The sequence below is a fragment of the Pseudomonas sp. PvP001 genome, assembly GCF_040546375.1.
GTDB classification, from domain to species: Bacteria; Pseudomonadota; Gammaproteobacteria; order Pseudomonadales; family Pseudomonadaceae; genus Aquipseudomonas; species Aquipseudomonas coleopterorum.
This window is the reverse complement of the sequence record NZ_JBEPNQ010000001.1, coordinates 3,196,394-3,212,313: the sequence shown is the minus strand read 5'-3', so window position 1 is coordinate 3,212,313 and position 15,920 is coordinate 3,196,394. Positions and strand designations below refer to the sequence as shown.

General features: G+C 59.0%; 12 protein-coding genes and 3 pseudogenes. 9 read left to right on the top strand and 6 right to left on the bottom strand.

The features are described from left to right. Window positions 1-22 precede the first annotated feature (22 nt). The 4 genes from ABMD26_RS14650 to ABMD26_RS14635 all read left to right on the top strand — a co-directional run bounded on the left by ABMD26_RS14650 (window position 23) and on the right by ABMD26_RS14635 (window position 4,109). A complete protein-coding gene (locus tag ABMD26_RS14650) occupies window positions 23-781 on the top strand; it encodes an SDR family NAD(P)-dependent oxidoreductase (protein ID WP_122742635.1) in 759 nt (252 codons plus the stop codon). Window positions 782-960: 179 nt separating this feature from the next. Continuing rightward, entirely contained in the window at window positions 961-1,752 is a 792-nt protein-coding gene (locus ABMD26_RS14645) for an outer membrane protein OmpK (RefSeq protein ID WP_134723765.1), read from the top strand. A 251-nt stretch (window positions 1,753-2,003) separates the two neighbouring features. Then, window positions 2,004-3,302: an MFS transporter gene (locus tag ABMD26_RS14640; protein WP_320523147.1), complete on the top strand. Its 1,299-nt coding sequence runs from the start codon at window positions 2,004-2,006 to the stop codon at window positions 3,300-3,302. Between the two features lie 30 nt (window positions 3,303-3,332). Then, window positions 3,333-4,109: a substrate-binding domain-containing protein gene (locus tag ABMD26_RS14635; RefSeq protein ID WP_354310420.1), complete on the top strand. Its 777-nt coding sequence runs from the start codon at window positions 3,333-3,335 to the stop codon at window positions 4,107-4,109. On the opposite strand, the gene ABMD26_RS14630 is transcribed toward ABMD26_RS14635, so the two are convergent. Continuing rightward, window positions 4,095-5,003 (bottom strand): LysR family transcriptional regulator, encoded by a 909-nt coding sequence (locus ABMD26_RS14630; RefSeq protein WP_320523148.1) that lies wholly within the window; start codon window positions 5,001-5,003, stop codon window positions 4,095-4,097. The two genes, ABMD26_RS14635 and ABMD26_RS14630, sit on opposite strands and share 15 nt — an antisense overlap. Before the next feature lie 485 nt (window positions 5,004-5,488). Here ABMD26_RS14630 and ABMD26_RS14625 point away from each other — a divergent pair. Beyond that, window positions 5,489-5,722: pseudogene (locus tag ABMD26_RS14625) on the top strand (IS3 family transposase); the annotation flags it as partial. 51 nt (window positions 5,723-5,773) lie between these two features. On the opposite strand, the gene ABMD26_RS14620 reads toward ABMD26_RS14625, so the two are convergent. Both ABMD26_RS14620 and ABMD26_RS14615 read right to left on the bottom strand, forming a co-directional pair. Continuing rightward, on the bottom strand, window positions 5,774-6,679 hold the full coding sequence (locus ABMD26_RS14620) for a DMT family transporter (RefSeq protein ID WP_197979283.1): 906 nt from the start codon (window positions 6,677-6,679) through the stop codon (window positions 5,774-5,776). Between the two features lie 14 nt (window positions 6,680-6,693). Further along, complete coding sequence (locus ABMD26_RS14615) at window positions 6,694-7,566, bottom strand: aspartyl/asparaginyl beta-hydroxylase domain-containing protein (protein WP_354310417.1); 873 nt, start codon at window positions 7,564-7,566, stop codon at window positions 6,694-6,696. Between the two features lie 107 nt (window positions 7,567-7,673). On the opposite strand from ABMD26_RS14615, the gene ABMD26_RS14610 reads away from it, so the two are divergent. After that, entirely contained in the window at window positions 7,674-8,570 is an 897-nt protein-coding gene (locus ABMD26_RS14610; RefSeq protein ID WP_354310415.1) for a LysR family transcriptional regulator, read from the top strand. 311 nt (window positions 8,571-8,881) lie between these two features. Further along, window positions 8,882-9,115: pseudogene (locus tag ABMD26_RS14605) on the top strand (IS3 family transposase); the annotation flags it as partial. Window positions 9,116-9,172: 57 nt separating this feature from the next. Here the strand turns inward: ABMD26_RS14605 and hrpB are convergent. Both hrpB and ABMD26_RS14595 read right to left on the bottom strand, forming a co-directional pair. Then, window positions 9,173-11,681: pseudogene (gene hrpB, locus ABMD26_RS14600) on the bottom strand (ATP-dependent helicase HrpB). 78 nt (window positions 11,682-11,759) lie between these two features. Continuing rightward, entirely contained in the window at window positions 11,760-12,197 is a 438-nt protein-coding gene (locus ABMD26_RS14595; protein WP_354310413.1) for a YqaA family protein, read from the bottom strand. A 283-nt stretch (window positions 12,198-12,480) separates the two neighbouring features. Between ABMD26_RS14595 and pmcY the strand changes: the two genes are divergently transcribed. Both pmcY and ABMD26_RS14585 read left to right on the top strand, forming a co-directional pair. After that, window positions 12,481-12,900 (top strand): periplasmic Zn2+ metallochaperone PmcY, encoded by a 420-nt coding sequence (gene pmcY, locus ABMD26_RS14590; RefSeq protein WP_056844017.1) that lies wholly within the window; start codon window positions 12,481-12,483, stop codon window positions 12,898-12,900. A gap of 8 nt (window positions 12,901-12,908) precedes the next feature. Next, window positions 12,909-13,778 (top strand): cation diffusion facilitator family transporter, encoded by an 870-nt coding sequence (locus ABMD26_RS14585; protein ID WP_192001359.1) that lies wholly within the window; start codon window positions 12,909-12,911, stop codon window positions 13,776-13,778. Between the two features lie 678 nt (window positions 13,779-14,456). On the opposite strand, the gene ABMD26_RS14580 is transcribed toward ABMD26_RS14585, so the two are convergent. After that, a complete protein-coding gene (locus ABMD26_RS14580) occupies window positions 14,457-15,464 on the bottom strand; it encodes a DUF6515 family protein (protein WP_354310410.1) in 1,008 nt (335 codons plus the stop codon). Between the last annotated feature and the right edge of the window lie 456 nt (window positions 15,465-15,920).

Genomic DNA, 15,920 nt, shown 5'->3' with positions numbered 1-15,920 from the left:
TTTGAACGGTCGAGGTTTCCACATGAGCGGTACTGTTTTCATCACCGGTGCGACGTCCGGTTTCGGGCGGGCCACGGCCCGTCGTTTTGCCCAGGCTGGCTGGTCGCTGATTCTCACCGGGCGGCGCCTGGAGCGCCTGCATGCCCTGCTGGATGAACTGGGCGCGCAGGTGCCGGTGCACGTCGCAGCGCTGGATGTGCGCGATGCCGCAGCGGTCGCGGCCGTCGTCGCCGGTTTGCCCCCGGCCTTCCAGCGCGTGACGGCGCTGATCAACAACGCCGGCCTGGCCCTGGCCCCGGTACCAGCGCAACAGGCCAACCTGGCTGACTGGCACACCATGATCGACACCAACGTGACCGGCCTGGTCAACGTGACCCACGCGGTGCTGCCAGCACTGCTGGAAACCGGCGCCGGGGCCAGCATCATCAACATCGGCTCGATCGCCGGTGAGTGCCCCTACCCCGGCAGCCACGTCTATGGCGCGAGCAAGGCTTTCGTCAAACAGTTTTCCTACAACCTGCGCTGCGACCTGCTGAGCACCGGTGTACGGGTCACCGACCTGGCGCCCGGAATCGCCGAAACCGAGTTCACCCTGGTGCGCACCCAGGGCGACCAGCAGGCGGCCGGCCAGGTCTACCAGGGCACCACACCACTGACGGCGGAAGATATCGCCGAACAGATTTTCCACGTCGCCACCCTGCCCGCCCACATCAACATCAATCGCCTGGAAATGGTCCCCGTGCGTCAGGCCTGGGGACCGTTCGCGATCGACCGCGACTGAAACAAGAAGCGTCGTCCGGCCCGTTTCGGCCAGCAAGGCGCCAACGCAACAAGCCCGCGCCCCGCACGGGGCCGGGAAGCCAACTCGGTTGTCTGCCCACAACTTCGCCGCCCGGTCCACGACATCTGTCGGACCAATGCCGGTGCGCCATAAACACCACATTGATTGATGGGTAAAACATGAAAAACGCTTGGGGAGCATCACTGTGCATGTTGGGTCTGCTGGGCGCTGGCAGTGCTCATGCTGACGGGCCATTGTTGTGGCACGGAGAAAGTCTGACGTATCTGTACGGCAAGAATTACAAGGTCGATCCGGCGATACAGCAAACCGTCACCGTCGAACATGCCAGCGCCTGGACGTGGGGCGACCTGTTCGCCTTCGTCGACAACAGCTGGTACAACGGCGCGCGATCCGGCAATGGCCATTACAGCCTCTACGGCGAATTCAGCCCACGCTTCAGCGCCGGCAAGTTGCTGGGCCAGGACCTCTCATTCGGACCGGTGAAAGACGTGCTGCTCGCCACCACCTACGAGTTCGGCGATGACGACGTGGATGCCTACCTGATAGGTCCGGGCTTCGACCTGGACATTCCAGGCTTCGACTATTTCCAGCTGAATTTCTACTACCGCAAACCCGACGGCAACCGCGTGCCCTCCGGCGCCTGGCAGATCACCCCGGCCTGGTCCTACACCTTGCCCTTGGGCAACTCGAACCTGTTGATCGACGGTTTCATCGACTGGGTGGTGAACAACAAGAGCGGCCATGGCAACAACCAGTCCGACTACCACGCCAACCTGCACTTCAACCCGCAGATCAAGTATGACTTGGGCAAAAGCCTGGGCTACGAAGCCAAGCATCTGTATGTGGGTGTGGAATACGATTACTGGTCCGACAAATACGGCATCAAGGATGACGGCTCTTTCACCACCGACCAGGACACGGCGAGTTTGTTGGTGAAGTATCAGTTCTAGATCGAGCAGGTTTGCTCGGCAAGCACGCCCACCGGGCGGGCTGGGCTGGAGTTCGAAGCTTGACGGGCCACTGGGATTTCCCCGTTCGCGGCAGTGGCCCGCACCATACCGATACAAAATCAAATCCCGTATTGATCGCTTTCATGCATCAATCCATGCGAAATCAACGATTAACCTGGAGACCGGTTTACCCGAGAATATTGCGTAACGAGCGGTTACAAATAATCTCAAAAAAGCGCTGGAGAACAACAATGCATCAGATATCGCGCCCGTCCGATCGGACAGGGTCGAAAGCCGGAATGGTCTTCCGGGTGACCTCCGGGAATTTCCTCGAACAGTTCGACTTCTTCCTCTTCGGTTTCTACGCCACGCAGATTGCGGGCGTTTTCTTCCCCGCTTCGAACGAATTTGCCTCCCTGATGATGACCTTCGCCGTATTCGGCGCGGGGTTTCTCATGCGTCCGCTGGGTGCGGTATTGCTGGGGGCGTACATCGATGACGTGGGCCGCCGCAAAGGTCTGATCGTCACGTTGGCCATCATGGCCAGCGGCACCCTGCTCATCGTGCTGGTTCCTGGTTACGCCACGATTGGTCTGTGGGCACCTGCCCTGGTGTTGTTGGGGCGGCTGCTGCAGGGGTTTTCCGCAGGCGCGGAACTGGGTGGTGTTTCGGTGTACCTGTCCGAAATGGCGACGCCTGGGCACAAAGGCTTCTACGCCAGTTGGCAATCGGCGAGCCAGCAGGTGGCGATCGTCGTTGCAGCCGGGCTGGGCTACGGCCTCAACCAATGGCTGGCCCCGGCCCAGGTGGCCGAATGGGGCTGGCGCATTCCGTTCGCCATCGGCTGCCTGATCGTGCCGTTCATCTTCTTCCTGCGTCGCAGCCTGGAAGAGACCGCCGAGTTTTCCAGTCGCGTACGTCGACCTTCGATGAAAGCGGTCTTCGCCACGCTGTACGCCAACGCCGGGCTGGTCGTACTCGGCATGCTGATGGTGGCCATGACCACCACGGCCTTTTACATGATCACCATCTACGCGCCGACCTTCGGCAAGACCGTATTGCAACTGAGCACCAGCGATGCGCTGATCGTGACCTTGCTGGTCGGCGTCTCGAACTTCTTCTGGCTACCTGTCGGTGGCGCCTTGAGCGACCGCTTCGGCCGCAAGCCACTGTTGGCGACCATGTCGCTGGTGACCGCGGTCACGGCCTATCCCGCCCTGTCCTTCCTCGCCCAGGCGCCGACATTCGGCCACATGCTCGAAGTCCTGTTGTGGTTCTCCTTTCTGTACGGCCTGTACAACGGCGCGATGATTCCGGCGCTTACCGAGATCATGCCGGTCGAGGTGCGGGTAGCCGGCTTCTCCCTGGCCTATAGCCTGGCCACCGCCGTGTTCGGCGGCTTCACACCCGCAATTTCCACCTGGCTCATCCACGTCAGTGGCGACAAGGCTGCACCGGCTTACTGGATGATCTTTGCAGCCCTCTGCGCGTTCGTGGCCACGTTAGTTTTGTACCGCCGACTTGCAGTCAAGTCCCCCGTCATCGCCTGAACGCCTGAAACGTCTGAAAAAGGAAACACCATGACACTGCCCTTCAAATCTCTGTCCGCACTGGCCCTGGCGGCCTTCGTCCTGAGCCCCCTGGCCCAGGCGCAAGAGCTCACCGTGATGACCTCCGGTGGCTTCACCGCTGCCTACAAAAGCCTGGCCCCCAGCTACACCAAAGACACTGGCAACACCCTGAACACTGTGCTCGGCCCGTCCATGGGCAAGGCCCAGGAAGCCATCCCCAACCGCCTGGAACGTGGCGAACAGGCGGACGTCGTGATCATGGTGGGCTATGCGCTGGATGAGCTGATCAAGCAGGGCAAGGTCGACCCCGGCTCACGCGTCGAGCTGGCCGATTCGCGGATCGGCCTGGCGGTCAAGGCCGGTGCAACGAAACCTGCCATCGGCACCGACGCCGAGCTCAAGCAGACCCTGCTGGCGGCGAAGTCGGTGGCTTATTCCGACAGCGCCAGCGGCGTCTACATCGAGAAACAGCTGTACAAGAAGCTGGGCATCGAGGATCAACTGGCGCCCAAGAGCAAGATGATCGAGCGCATTCCCGTGGCTTCCATGGTTGCCAAGGGCGACTACCAGCTGGGCTTCCAGCAAGTGGCCGAACTGCTGCCGATTCCCGGCATCACCTTCGTCGGCAAGATCCCGGAAGACGTGCAGTCGGTGACCCGCTATGCCGCGGGCATCCCAAAAAACGCTGCGCACCCGACCGAAGCCAAGCAGTTGCTGGACTACCTGGCGTCGCCCAAGGTACAGGATGCCGTACGCGCTACGGGTCTGGATTCAGTGCCGCGCTAAAGTACCCGGCAAGGCTCGGATCAGGCCTTCCATTTCCAGCGCCGCCGGGGTCAGGGTGCGGCCACGACGCTTGAGCAGCCCCAGGTGCCTCTGCACCTGCGGCTCGATCAACGGCACACTGGCCAGAATGGGATGGGAGGCCGGCGGCATGGCGATCGACGGCACCGCCGCCACCCCCAGCCCGGCTTCGACCAGCCCCAGCACCGTCGTCACGTGCCGCGCCTCGCACAGGCTCGGCCTGGCGAACGTCAGGCCGGGCATGGCCCGGTCCAGCACCAGGCGATTGCCGGATGATCGATCCAGGGTGATGTAGTCATGCTCGTAAGCCTGCGCCCACGTCACCACTTCCAGCTCGGCCAGCGGGTGGTCCTTGCGGCAGGCGATGACATAGCGCTCATCCATCAAGGTACTGAACTCGATGTCCGGCGCCAGATTGCCGCCGAAGCTGACACCGAAATCCGCCTCGCCCGATGACACCGCCGCACTGACCTCATGGGCCGAAACGTCGATCAACCTGACCTTTACCTTCGGGTAGCGGCCACGAAAGCTGCGGATCGCATGGGGCATGAAGTAATACGCCGCCGACGGCACGCAGGCAACGACCAGCGTGCCGCCGCGCAACGCCCCCGGCTCGCCGATGCTCAATAACGCCAGATCGAGATCATCGAGCAACCGTTCCACCTGCGGCAGAAACGCCCGTCCCTGGTTGGTCAGAGACACCCGCCGCGTCGTCCGCTCGAACAGCTTCACGCCCAACGCCCCCTCAAGCTTTTCGATGCGACGACTCAGCGCAGACTGGGTGAGGCGAATCGCCTCCGCCGCCCGCCGAAAACTGCCCTGCTCGACCACTGCCCGAAAAGCCTGCAGGTCATTCAAATCAAAGTTGATGCTCACGGTGATGTCATCGCTTCAAGCCGGTACGTGCGCCGATGGTAGGTTGGCGGGGGAGGCAGCAGCCAGCATTTGTTGCTGGCTGCCTGTGCGGCTTGATGTCTGCCAACGCGTCCCAAGGCCCGGAGACGAAGCCCGCAGTCTGGATGGGCAAAAACTCAGCCAATGACGAACCTGTCTCGATGTTTTGCAATGAACTGATCGAGTGTGGTCAGGGGCACACCCAGCTACGAACGGCCTCGAGGTCTACCCTATAGCCCTCGACGTTGTTCCATGATTCAGCTTGGAAGTACAGTTCGCCATAGGGGCTGGAGAATGGAGTGGTCCAACGAAACCGGACTCCCATTTAGGCGAGGATGCTCGCCATAGAGAGGTGTCTAATAACCAAGCAACGTCGTATCTTTACCCCTGAGTTCAAGCGCGAGGCTGCGTGCCTGGTGCTTGACCAGGCCTACAGTCCATTGAAGCGGCCCGTTCGCTTGAGCTGGTTGAGGCGGCGCGGCAACTGCCGCCATGACAACGCGTCGATGAAGCGGCTATTTCGCAGCCTGAAAACTGAATGGATACCGACGGTGGGCTACGTGAGCGCTGTGCTGGCACAGCAAAATATCAGTCGGTTTTTGATGGAGCGGTACAACTAGCGGCGATCGCATCAGTTCAACGAGGGCTTGGCGCCTGCCGTTGCCGAGGAAAAGCTCAATTCAGTACCCGGGATCAGTTGACCACTACAATCACCTCTCAGCCTATCAGGCTGCGATAGAGCTCCAAAAAAACTAGTCGTAAGTTTTTTTCGTGTGAACGGGGGGGGCAGGGGCTTTTGTGAAGTGAACTTTGCCAAACCCCTTAACGGCCATGATGATTAATAAAGCTCCTGCGACAGTAATCCACGAAACTGTATTACCAAACGTTAAGTAATCCAGAAAAATTGTAACTACCGGCACCATGTAGAAAAGCACACCTACCTTACTGGCTGAGTCCTTTACCAGCATACGGAATAACAGGAGGACTGCTAATGTCGAGACTACAACTATCATCCAGCTGGCAGAAAGTATGAATTCAGGAGTTAAATTCAGTCTTAACGTGGTAAATGGAAGTACTGCTAAAAACACGAAAGACGCAGTTAAAGCTTGATAGAATGCTGAGGCAATAGGGTTAATTACAGATCGCTTCTGCATTACTGAGCCAATACTTATCGCAACGACAGAGATTAGTCCAAAAAGCAGACCGAGCCCAGTTACGGCCCCGATTTCACGGGCCCCAAATATTGCAGTTATCAAACCGACCAAGCCAAGGCTCAGATAAAAATATCCAAGCCTGCCGATTTTTTCATTTGCAAACATCGGAGTTATAATTGGCTGAAGGCCTAGAATAATTGCCAGGACGCCTGGAGTTATTTTATAATTTAGCGCCAAGAAATATGCAGACTGATATCCTACCTGCAAAAGTATTCCGATAAGTATCGCTCTAATCATTAAGGGCTTTGGAAGAAGTAGTGACTTGGCTCCTGCCCCTCTCGCGATGAATAAAAAAACCATGAAAAGTGCTGCTGTAGCTCCAATAGCGCGAACGGTCAAAAAAACCGAAACCGAGGCATCTTCAAGACCTAGCTTTACAAATATAGCTCCACTACTCCACATCAGAAGAAATAGTAAAGGGGAATACCTTTCCAATGCATTCATAGTGGAGCTCCAGCCTAGATGTTCCAGTCATTTATTGAGTAGCGTTCACCCATATCTCTTTTTTCAATAAGATACCTGCGTAACGACTTGGCTTTCTTGACGATCTCAATGTTGTTTTTCTGCTCTGCTGCGCTAATGATCCAGTCGTAGCAAGACGATACAGGTATGTCATAAATAAAATGATATTTTGAGAGGGCAAATACTACGTCCTTGAACGTGAAGCGATCTAAGATCTTTGAGGCTCCGGATATAACTGCTTCTTTTTGTGAGCTTGTAAAAATTTCGCGAGAAACATAAAACGATCGGCGACATTCTTCAAGCACAGATTGGTCGGTGAAAATATCTGTATATTCAAACTCTCCTTCATACATGAAGTCCAAGCAAAGGAACATCCGACTATTAAGCCCGAAGTTGACAGCTGCACGACTTATACCCGCATCCAGAAACCAAACCTCCCCTGCTTTCATTTGGAAGACACCATGTTCGTCTGAATGAAAGGCGTCCTTATTGTTTTCAAGTGCTAAAAATACTCGAAAATAGGTGATTTTCTTATCCAACTCAACGAAGTCCCGATGCGGTATAACTAATCCATCCACGAGGCTTCTAGCCCGAATCATCTTGAGATTGTCAGGCTTGAAGTTCTGCTGAACAAGCTTTTGGATGCTAGGGCATTGAGTCGCATACTCAGTAGGAAAGCATTTATCGGTGTTTCGATATTGGGTGTCACTCGCATTGCCGCTTGCATTATAGAGCGACAGATTTTTCCAGTATCCCTGCCCAAACTCGTCATATTCTTCTGGTTGCTTAGTGACTGAGTTCAGATACTTAATATCTTTCTCGAGATCATAGTCATCTACCTTGATTTTTCCTATAATTTCCGACGCCACGGTCATGCTCCTTTGGTTGGGGACCCCATACTAAGACATGCATTGACTGCCGGCTTGTTAATAATTATGATACGACCTATCACATGCTGTGATAAGGGAGTATCAGTATGAATTTAGACATGAATCAGCTGCGAGCGTTTGTAACTGTTGCAGAGCTTAAAAGCTTTTCGAAAGCATCTCAGAAATTATGCCGCGTGCAGTCCGCAGTGAGTCAACAAATTCAAAAGCTCGAAGGATCGCTAGGCTCAGACCTTTTTATCAGGGGAGGACGTAGCCTTGAATTGACGGCTCATGGGGATAGCATGTTGGCATATGCGGTGAAGATTTTAGAAGTTAACGATCAGGCTGTAGCAAAGCTAACAGACAAATCGTATGCAGGAGTTGTTAGAGTAGGCTCTTCAGATACATACGCATCTAGCTACTTCTCTGAAATCATAAAATGCTGTTCGGATCGTTTTCCTGACATCGAAATTGAAGTTCACTGCGGATACAGTAGTGAGCTCTGGCGGAGCTATGAGGCTGGTGGACTCGATGTGGTGCTTACGCAGGGCTGTCCCGCTAGGATTCCCTCAGAGTTACTACATTCAGAACCTTTGACATGGGTTAGTGCTCGAGAGAGTTTAATTTTTGAGAAAGAACCAATTCCACTGGCTCTTTTCACTAAAGGGTGCGGAGATAGGGATTTAATACTAAGCGCCCTTAATCGAGTAGGAAAAACTTATAGAATTAGTTACCACAGTACAAGCCACTCCGGTATTGTTGCCGCCTTGTCATCGGGTTGCTATGTTTCAGCGGTTTTATTAAGCACAGTAGGTGAAGAGTTTCGCATACTAGGAGAGGCTGAGGGTTTCCCAGTCATAGGTAACTTGGATATTTCACTTGCGTATCGTGACAAGTCTAAAACGTCCCTTGCTGGCCTATTTGCGGATATATCGCGAAGTTACTTTCAATCCTTGAGCACGGTAAATTTTATTTATAGCACTGAAAAAACCCAGACAAATTGAGCAACGACAAGCTTGGGAGTGGATTAGTCGTTTCGGGAAGTTTCATTACTCAATGGTTATCTGCTTCAGTGAGGCTAAGAGGTTAGATGATTCTTCAAAAATCGGTAGTGTGGCGTAACCTCCCATTTAATCCACAATCTGTAGTAGCCTAATGACTTTGGATACCCATTTAGACGAGAATGCTCGCCATAGAGAGGTGTCTAATAACCAAGCAACGTCGTATCTTTACCCCTGAGTTCAAGCGCGAGGCTGCGTGCCTGGTGCTTGACCAGGCCTACAGTCCATTGAAGCGGCCCGTTCGCTTGGGCTGGTTGAGGCGGCGCGGCAACTGCTGCCATGACAACGCGTCGATGAAGCGGCTATTTTGCAGCCTGAAAACTGAATGGATACTGACGGTGAGCTAAATGAGCGCTGTGCTGGCACAGCAAAATATCAGTCGGTTTTTGATGGAGGGGTACAACTGGCGGCGACCGCATCAGTTCAACGAGGGCTTGGCGCCTGGCGTTGCCGAGGAAAAGCTCAATTCAGTATCCGGGATCAATTGACCACTACATACAGAGCCTAGAACACTCGCACGACATTGCGCTGTTCTAGCCAGGGTTTTACTTGCGAGGTTTGATGCGGGCAGTAGCCTCCGCCACCAACGGATCCTCCGGCCAATAATGCTTGGGATACCGCCCCTTCAAATCCTTCTTCACCTCTTCGTAGGTATTGGCCCAGAAACTCGCCAGATCCTGCGTCACCTTGCACCGGTCGCCGCGCTGGCGACAGCAGGTGCAACTTCATCGCCTGTCGTCCACCGGCGATGCGCGGGGTCTCGGCCAGGCCGAACAGCTCCTGCAAACGCACCGCCAGAATCGGCGGGTGCTCGCTATAGTCCAGGCGTACCGATGAGCCTGACGGCACAGCGATGTGGGTCGGCGCCAGCTCGTCGAGTTTCTGTGGCAGCGGCCATGGCAGGCTGTTGCGCAGAATGGAAGACAAATCGAGCTGGCCAAAATGGCTCAGGCGCGTGACCTTGCCCAGGTAGGGCTGCAGCCAGTGCTCCAGCTGTTTCAACAGTGCGGTGTCGCTGACGTCCGGCCAAGGGTTCTGGGCGTCCACTTCTCGCAACAGCATGACCCGTGCCTGCCACTGGCGCAGCTCCGGGGTCCAGGGCAACAGTTCCAGGCCCTTGCGGCGCACCAGCCCGAGCAGGGCCGTGGCGCGAGCGTCGGCGTCCAGGCCTGGCAAGGATTCGCGGCTCAGGATCAGCTCGCCCACTTTGCGCTGACGCTCGGCACGCAATGCTCCCTCACGCTCATCCCAATCCAGCTCATCCACCAGGCGGACCTGATCCTGCAGAACGCTCTCGAACAGCTGCGGATCAAGATCCGCCGCCAGATAGATTCGCTCCTCGCGCTGCCCCTGGCGGCTGCCCAGGTCGGCGATGACCAGCCAGGCCTGCTTCATGAGTGCATCGACATCGGCGAACATCGCCGCGCGCCCGTTGCTCAACCGGTACTCGGCCCCACCGGGACGCCGCTGCCGGGCGATACGATCCGGGTAGGCAAGCGCCAGCAGGCACCCTACCCACTTCGGGTCATCCGCATCGGCGACAGCATTCAGCGAGGGTCCTTGCAGATAGGAACGGTACTGCTTCGCCAACTGCTTGGCCCGTTGCGCATCGCGGTGCACACGAGGCCCTGCCAGCATTGCCATTCGGCTGTGCACATCGGCACCGCCTCCACGCTGAATGTCGCGCTCCCCCAATAGCGCCGCCAGGTCACAGGCGTGCTGAGACAGACCGAGCTCGTGCCCACGGATCAGAAGATGGGCGATACGCGGATGGGCAGGCAACTGCGCCATGGCCTGGCCATGGGCTGTGAGAAGGCCCTTGGCATCCAGAGCACCCAGCCGACAGAGCAAGTCGCTGGCCTGGGAAAACGCTGCCGTCGGTGGCGCATCCAGCCAGTGCAACTGATCGGGCGTCACCCCCCAGCGCGCCAGATGCAACGCCAACGCGGCGAGGTCGGCTTGCTGGATTTCCGGGGTGCTGAAGCTGGCGAGCTGTTCATGCTGGGCTTCTGACCACAACCGGTAGCAGACACCAGGTTCCAGCCTCCCTGCCCGGCCAGCGCGTTGAGTGGCACTGGCTTTGGAAATGCGCTGCGTGGCGAGGCGGGTCATCGAGCTGCGCGGATCGAATCGGGGCACTCGCTCCAGGCCGGAATCGATGACGATCCGCACCCCTTCGATGGTGATGCTCGTTTCGGCCAGGTTCGTGGCCAGTACGACTTTGCGTTTCCCGGACGGCGCAGGCTCGATGGCGGTGCGCTGTTCGCTCAGGGACAGCTCGCCATACAGCGGACAGATCAGGATCTGTGACGCGTGATCAGGTGGTTGCCTGCCGAGCCAGTCTTCCAGGTCGCGGTGGACACGTCGAATCTCGGCCTGGCCTGGGAGGAACACCAGTACGCTGCCTTCCTGTTCCTCGATCACCTCGATACAGGTCGAGACGACGCGAGGCTCTACATACTCCCCGGGCTGCGTGGACTTTCCCCAGACCACGTCCACCGGGTACATCCGGCCTTCGCTGCTGACGATCAGCGCATCGTCGAGCAAGGCCGATATCCGCTCGCCGTCCAGCGTGGCGGACATCACCAGCACCTTCAGTGGCGAGTCGTCACGGAACAGCTCGCGGCCATTCAGGGCGAGTGCCAGCGCCAGATCTGCGTCCAGATTGCGCAGGTGAAATTCGTCGAAGATGATCAGGCCCACGCCATCCAACGAAGGATCGTCCTGCAGCCTGCGTGCAAGAATCCCTTCGGTCACCACCTCGATTCGAGTCCTGGGACCAACGCGGCTTTCGAGACGGATTCGATAGCCGACCGTTTCGCCCACCGCTTCGCCCAGTTCCTTTGCCATCCGTTCTGCTGCTGCGCGAGCGGCCAATCGACGGGGTTCGAGCATGACGATGGTCTGCCCGGCCAGCCACGGCTGATCCAGCAGCGCCAGCGGAACGCGTGTGGTTTTACCGGCGCCGGGCGGCGCTTGCAGCACGGCCTCATTGCGATCGTGAAGGGCTTCGAGGAGAGCCGGCAAGGCGGCGTCAATCGGCAACGAGGTCATGGTCTCTCCGGCAGTGGTGCCGCAATTATACAAGCTACGGCAGGCCGACGGGCGTACTCGGATCCCCATGCGCAGCCGTCATGTCCACCCCAGCGCCACGGCGGCCAGCACCAGATAACGCATGCCTTTGGCCAGGGTGACGATCAGCAGGAAGCGCCAGAAGGGCTCGCGCATGACGCCGGCAACGACGGTCAGCGGATCGCCAATGATCGGCACCCAGCTCAGCAACAACGACCAGTGCCCGTAGCGCAGATAGGACTGCTGGGCCTTTGCGAGCTTTGCCTCGCTCACTGGAAACCAGCGGCTGTGGCGGAATCGCTCAACGCAGCGGCCCAGCACCCAGTTCAGTACAGAGCCCAGTACGTTACCGACTATGGCGACCGCCAACAGGGTCGAGATGACGTAGCGATCGGACAACAACATGCCAACCAGCACCGCCTCGGACTGCATCGGCAGCACCGTGGCGGCACCGAACGCTGCCAAGAAAAGACCCAGGTAACTGGTGAGTTCAAACATCGAGGACTTGCCTTACAAGTTCGGGCCGATCCAGCCGTAAAGACCGATGGGTCGAGCGGTAGGCGTAATCGCCTCTCCAGCATTGGCCTGGCAGTGTCCAGGTATTGACCGACGAGTGTCGAGTACAACAGCTGAATGTAGCCCTTGCAGATCTTGGACTGCTGGAAGCTCAGCCACGCTTGAAGCCGGTATCGATCTACGCTGGCATGGTCGGACCCTGCGCCCCATCTACTCCGCTCGACCATTTGCTTGTATCGTTGCAGCTTATTTCGCGGAGATTGTCATGCGTATTCCCCAACGTTTGATCGGCGGCGCCGTTGCCGCTGCCCTGATGACCCAGTTGACCGCTTGCGGCACCTTGTTCTGGCCCGATCGGCGCGGGCAGATCGAAGGCCGTATCGATCCGGTCGTGGCGGCGCTGGATGCCATCGGGATCCTGTTCTATGTGATTCCTGGGTTGATCGCCTTCGGTGTGGACTTCGCCACGGGCGCGATTTACCTCAACGACGGCAAGACCGCGCAGATTTCGCCGGAAAAACTGCAGCCAGCGGTAGGCCGCGATGGCAAGGTGGACAACCTCAAACTGCAGGCCATTCTTGAAACCGAACTGGGCCGCAGCCTGCCGCTCGACGATCCACGCCTGATCCAGCACAAGGGCAGTGTCGAACAGCTGGCCATGTATGGTCTGAAGCCCGCCGCTTAAGGATTGCGATGCCAACCAGCAAGGAACATGCGCGGCTGCTTCGCCTCGCGACACGGGCGTCGCTGGCGGTGGCCAGCATTCTCATCGTGGCCAAGGCCGTGGCCTGGTGGCTCAGTGGTTCGGTGAGCCTGCTGGCGGGGCTGACCGATTCGGTGCTCGATGGTGCGGCGTCGTTTCTCAATCTGTTGGCGGTGCACTATGCGCTGCGTCCTGCCGATGATGATCACCGTTATGGGCACGGCAAGGCCGAGGCCTTGGCGGGGATGGCCCAGGCGTTGTTCATCGGGTCCAGCGCCGTGCTGATCGGTTATCAGGCGTGGAAGCAGTTGCAGGATCCCCAGCCGCTGGGCGCTGCGGGGGTGGGCATCGCGGTGATGATCCTTTCCCTGGCCCTGACCGTGGCGCTGTTGGCCCTGCAATACAAGGTCATCCGCGAAACCGGTTCGACGGCGGTGCGTGCGGACTCGCTGCATTATCGTTCGGACCTGCTGCTCAACGGCAGCATCCTGGTGGCGCTGATCCTGGCCAGCTATGGCTGGCCGCAGCTGGATGCCTTCTTTGGCCTGGGCATTGCGCTGTATATTCTGTGGAGTGCGGTGCACATCGCCCGCGAAAGCACGGCGATCCTGATGGACCAGGAACTGCCGCTGGATGTCAGCGAACAGATGCTGGCGCTGGCGTGCAACGTGCCGGGGGTGCTGGGCGCCCATGATCTGCGCACGCGCATGTCGGGCAACCATTGGTTCGTGCAGGTGCATCTGGAGTTGCCGGGGCAGTTGTCGCTGGCCGAAGCCCACGGCATCTGCGAGGACGTGGAAGCCGCCATCGAAAGCCAGTATCCACGCGCCGAAGTCCTGGTGCACGCCGATCCCGTTTGAAAGAAATGCGGGCAGCCTGCAAAACCGCAGTGCTCCCGGACGCGGCTTGCGCCGCTGCTACAGGGGATCTCGGCGCCCCGCAAACGCACGCCCCCGTGTAGCAGCGGCGCGAGCCGCGTCGGCGGTCGATGCGGTCCGCCTGAAAAAACGCGGTGCCCCCGGACGCGGCTTGCGCCGCTGCTACAGGGGATCGCGGCGACCCGTAAACACACGCCCCCGTGTAGCAGCGGCGCAAGCCGCGTCGGCGGCGAATGCGGTCCGGCTGAAAAAACGCGGTGCCCCCGGACGCGGCTTGCGCCGCTGCTACAGGGGATCGCGGCGCCCCGTAAACACACGCCCCCTGTAGCAGCGGCGCGAGCCGCGTCGGCGGCGAATGCGGTCCGGCTGAAAAAACGCGGTGCCCCCGGACGCGGCTTGCGCCGCTGCTACAGGGGATCGCGGCGACCCGTAAACACACGCCCCCGTGTAGCAGCGGCGCGAGCCGCGTCGGCGGTGAATGCGGTCCGGCTGAAAAAACGCGGTGCCCCCGGACGCGGCTTGCGCCGCTGCTACAGGGATTGCGGCGACCCGTCAACGCGCCCCCTGTAGCAGCGGCGCGAGCCGCGTCGGCGGCGAATGCGGTGTGTCAGGCAGAACGCGGTGCCTTGTGGCTGCGGCGCGAGCCGCGTCGGGACGCGATCAATTCACCGTGTAGCCGCGTGACGCGAAGCAGTTGGCGAGGCTTTGTCGGTACACGCTGACCACTTCAGGTGATGGCGCATAGGTGGCGCTGGCGGGGTCGAAGCGGCTTTGTTCAACGGCCCAGCGCTTGCACTCGTATTGATCCTGGGCAATCTGCTCCGGACTCTGGCCCTGGGCCGGATACGCCGCAACGTCGTAGCTGGTCAAGGTCGGCGCCGGCTGTGGAATGCTGGCATTCACCGGCGGATTCACCACCACGTATTCCTGGGTGTTATCGACCCACTGGTAGTACGTCCCCGCCGCCACGAAGAACACCGAGCTACCGATCCACATGCGCTGCGCGTAATCGGGCAGCACGCGCACTCGAACGCCGCGCGGAGGTTCGATCACCACATACCGCGGGCCTTGGGGTCGGTACCAATACCCACCCGAATAGTAATAATCCTGCCCCCGGTACGGCACGCGATAATTCTGGCCGGGGAAACGGTCGATCACCTGCCCCGGACGATACTGCGGGCCGGGGCCCCAGCCGCCACCGTGATCACCGGGCCAGCGATCACGACCGCCCTCCCAGCGCCGGTCGTTGTCTCGACGCAGGTCCGGATAGCTGCCTCTCAACGGCGCCTGGGTCTGGCGCACTTCGTCAGGCTTGCCGATGATCGGCGGCCGATTGTCCTGCTGGCCACCTTCGGGGCGACCCTGCTCCGGGCGACCCTGTTCTGGGCGACCCTGCTCCGGCCTGTTGCCCTGCCACTGGTTCGTATTGCCGCCTGGCCGGCCTTGCCACTGCCCCTGATTGCCCTGCACAGGCCGCCCTTGCCACTGGCCCTGATTGCCACCGGGCTGCGGCCGATACTGACCACCCCCGGGTTGCTGACCCGGCCCGCGCTGGCCGCCGTTGGAGCTGCCGCGCAACTGATCCTGCGGACCTTCCGCATACGCCGGCGCGCCTACGGCCAGGCAGAGCGCAGCGACACCGGCCAGACGCCAGAGGGGCGATTTCATGCTGTTCCTCGCAAGATAAGGGGAGCTACTAATCATCAGACTGACAAACCCGAACGCGGTTCTGTGAAGATCCCGTCAGGGACCTGCACAGGTTATCGGCACAGGCAGCCACTTCATGACTGATCCACTGCGCCGCACTCACCACCGTTTCGCAGGCGAAAAAAAAGGAGACCCGTCGGCCTCCTCTCTCGAACTCTGTCCCTGCTCGACGCTTGTGACGTCGGCTCACCTCACGCCACCTTCTGGGCAGTGTGCAGCCCGGGGGCCAGCGCAACCCCGGTGGGGGTGGTGGCCGCAACCCGCCTGATTGAGCGGATCGCAGTGGACTCATGTCCGGGCAGTGATTCTGTGGGATAACTATAGCGCCGCAGGTGCAGCAGCCGATTGCGAACATTGCTGATTTACACAGCACTTGCGCAATTTTTGCCTTCGGATGGATAATTTGCCGCAACGCAA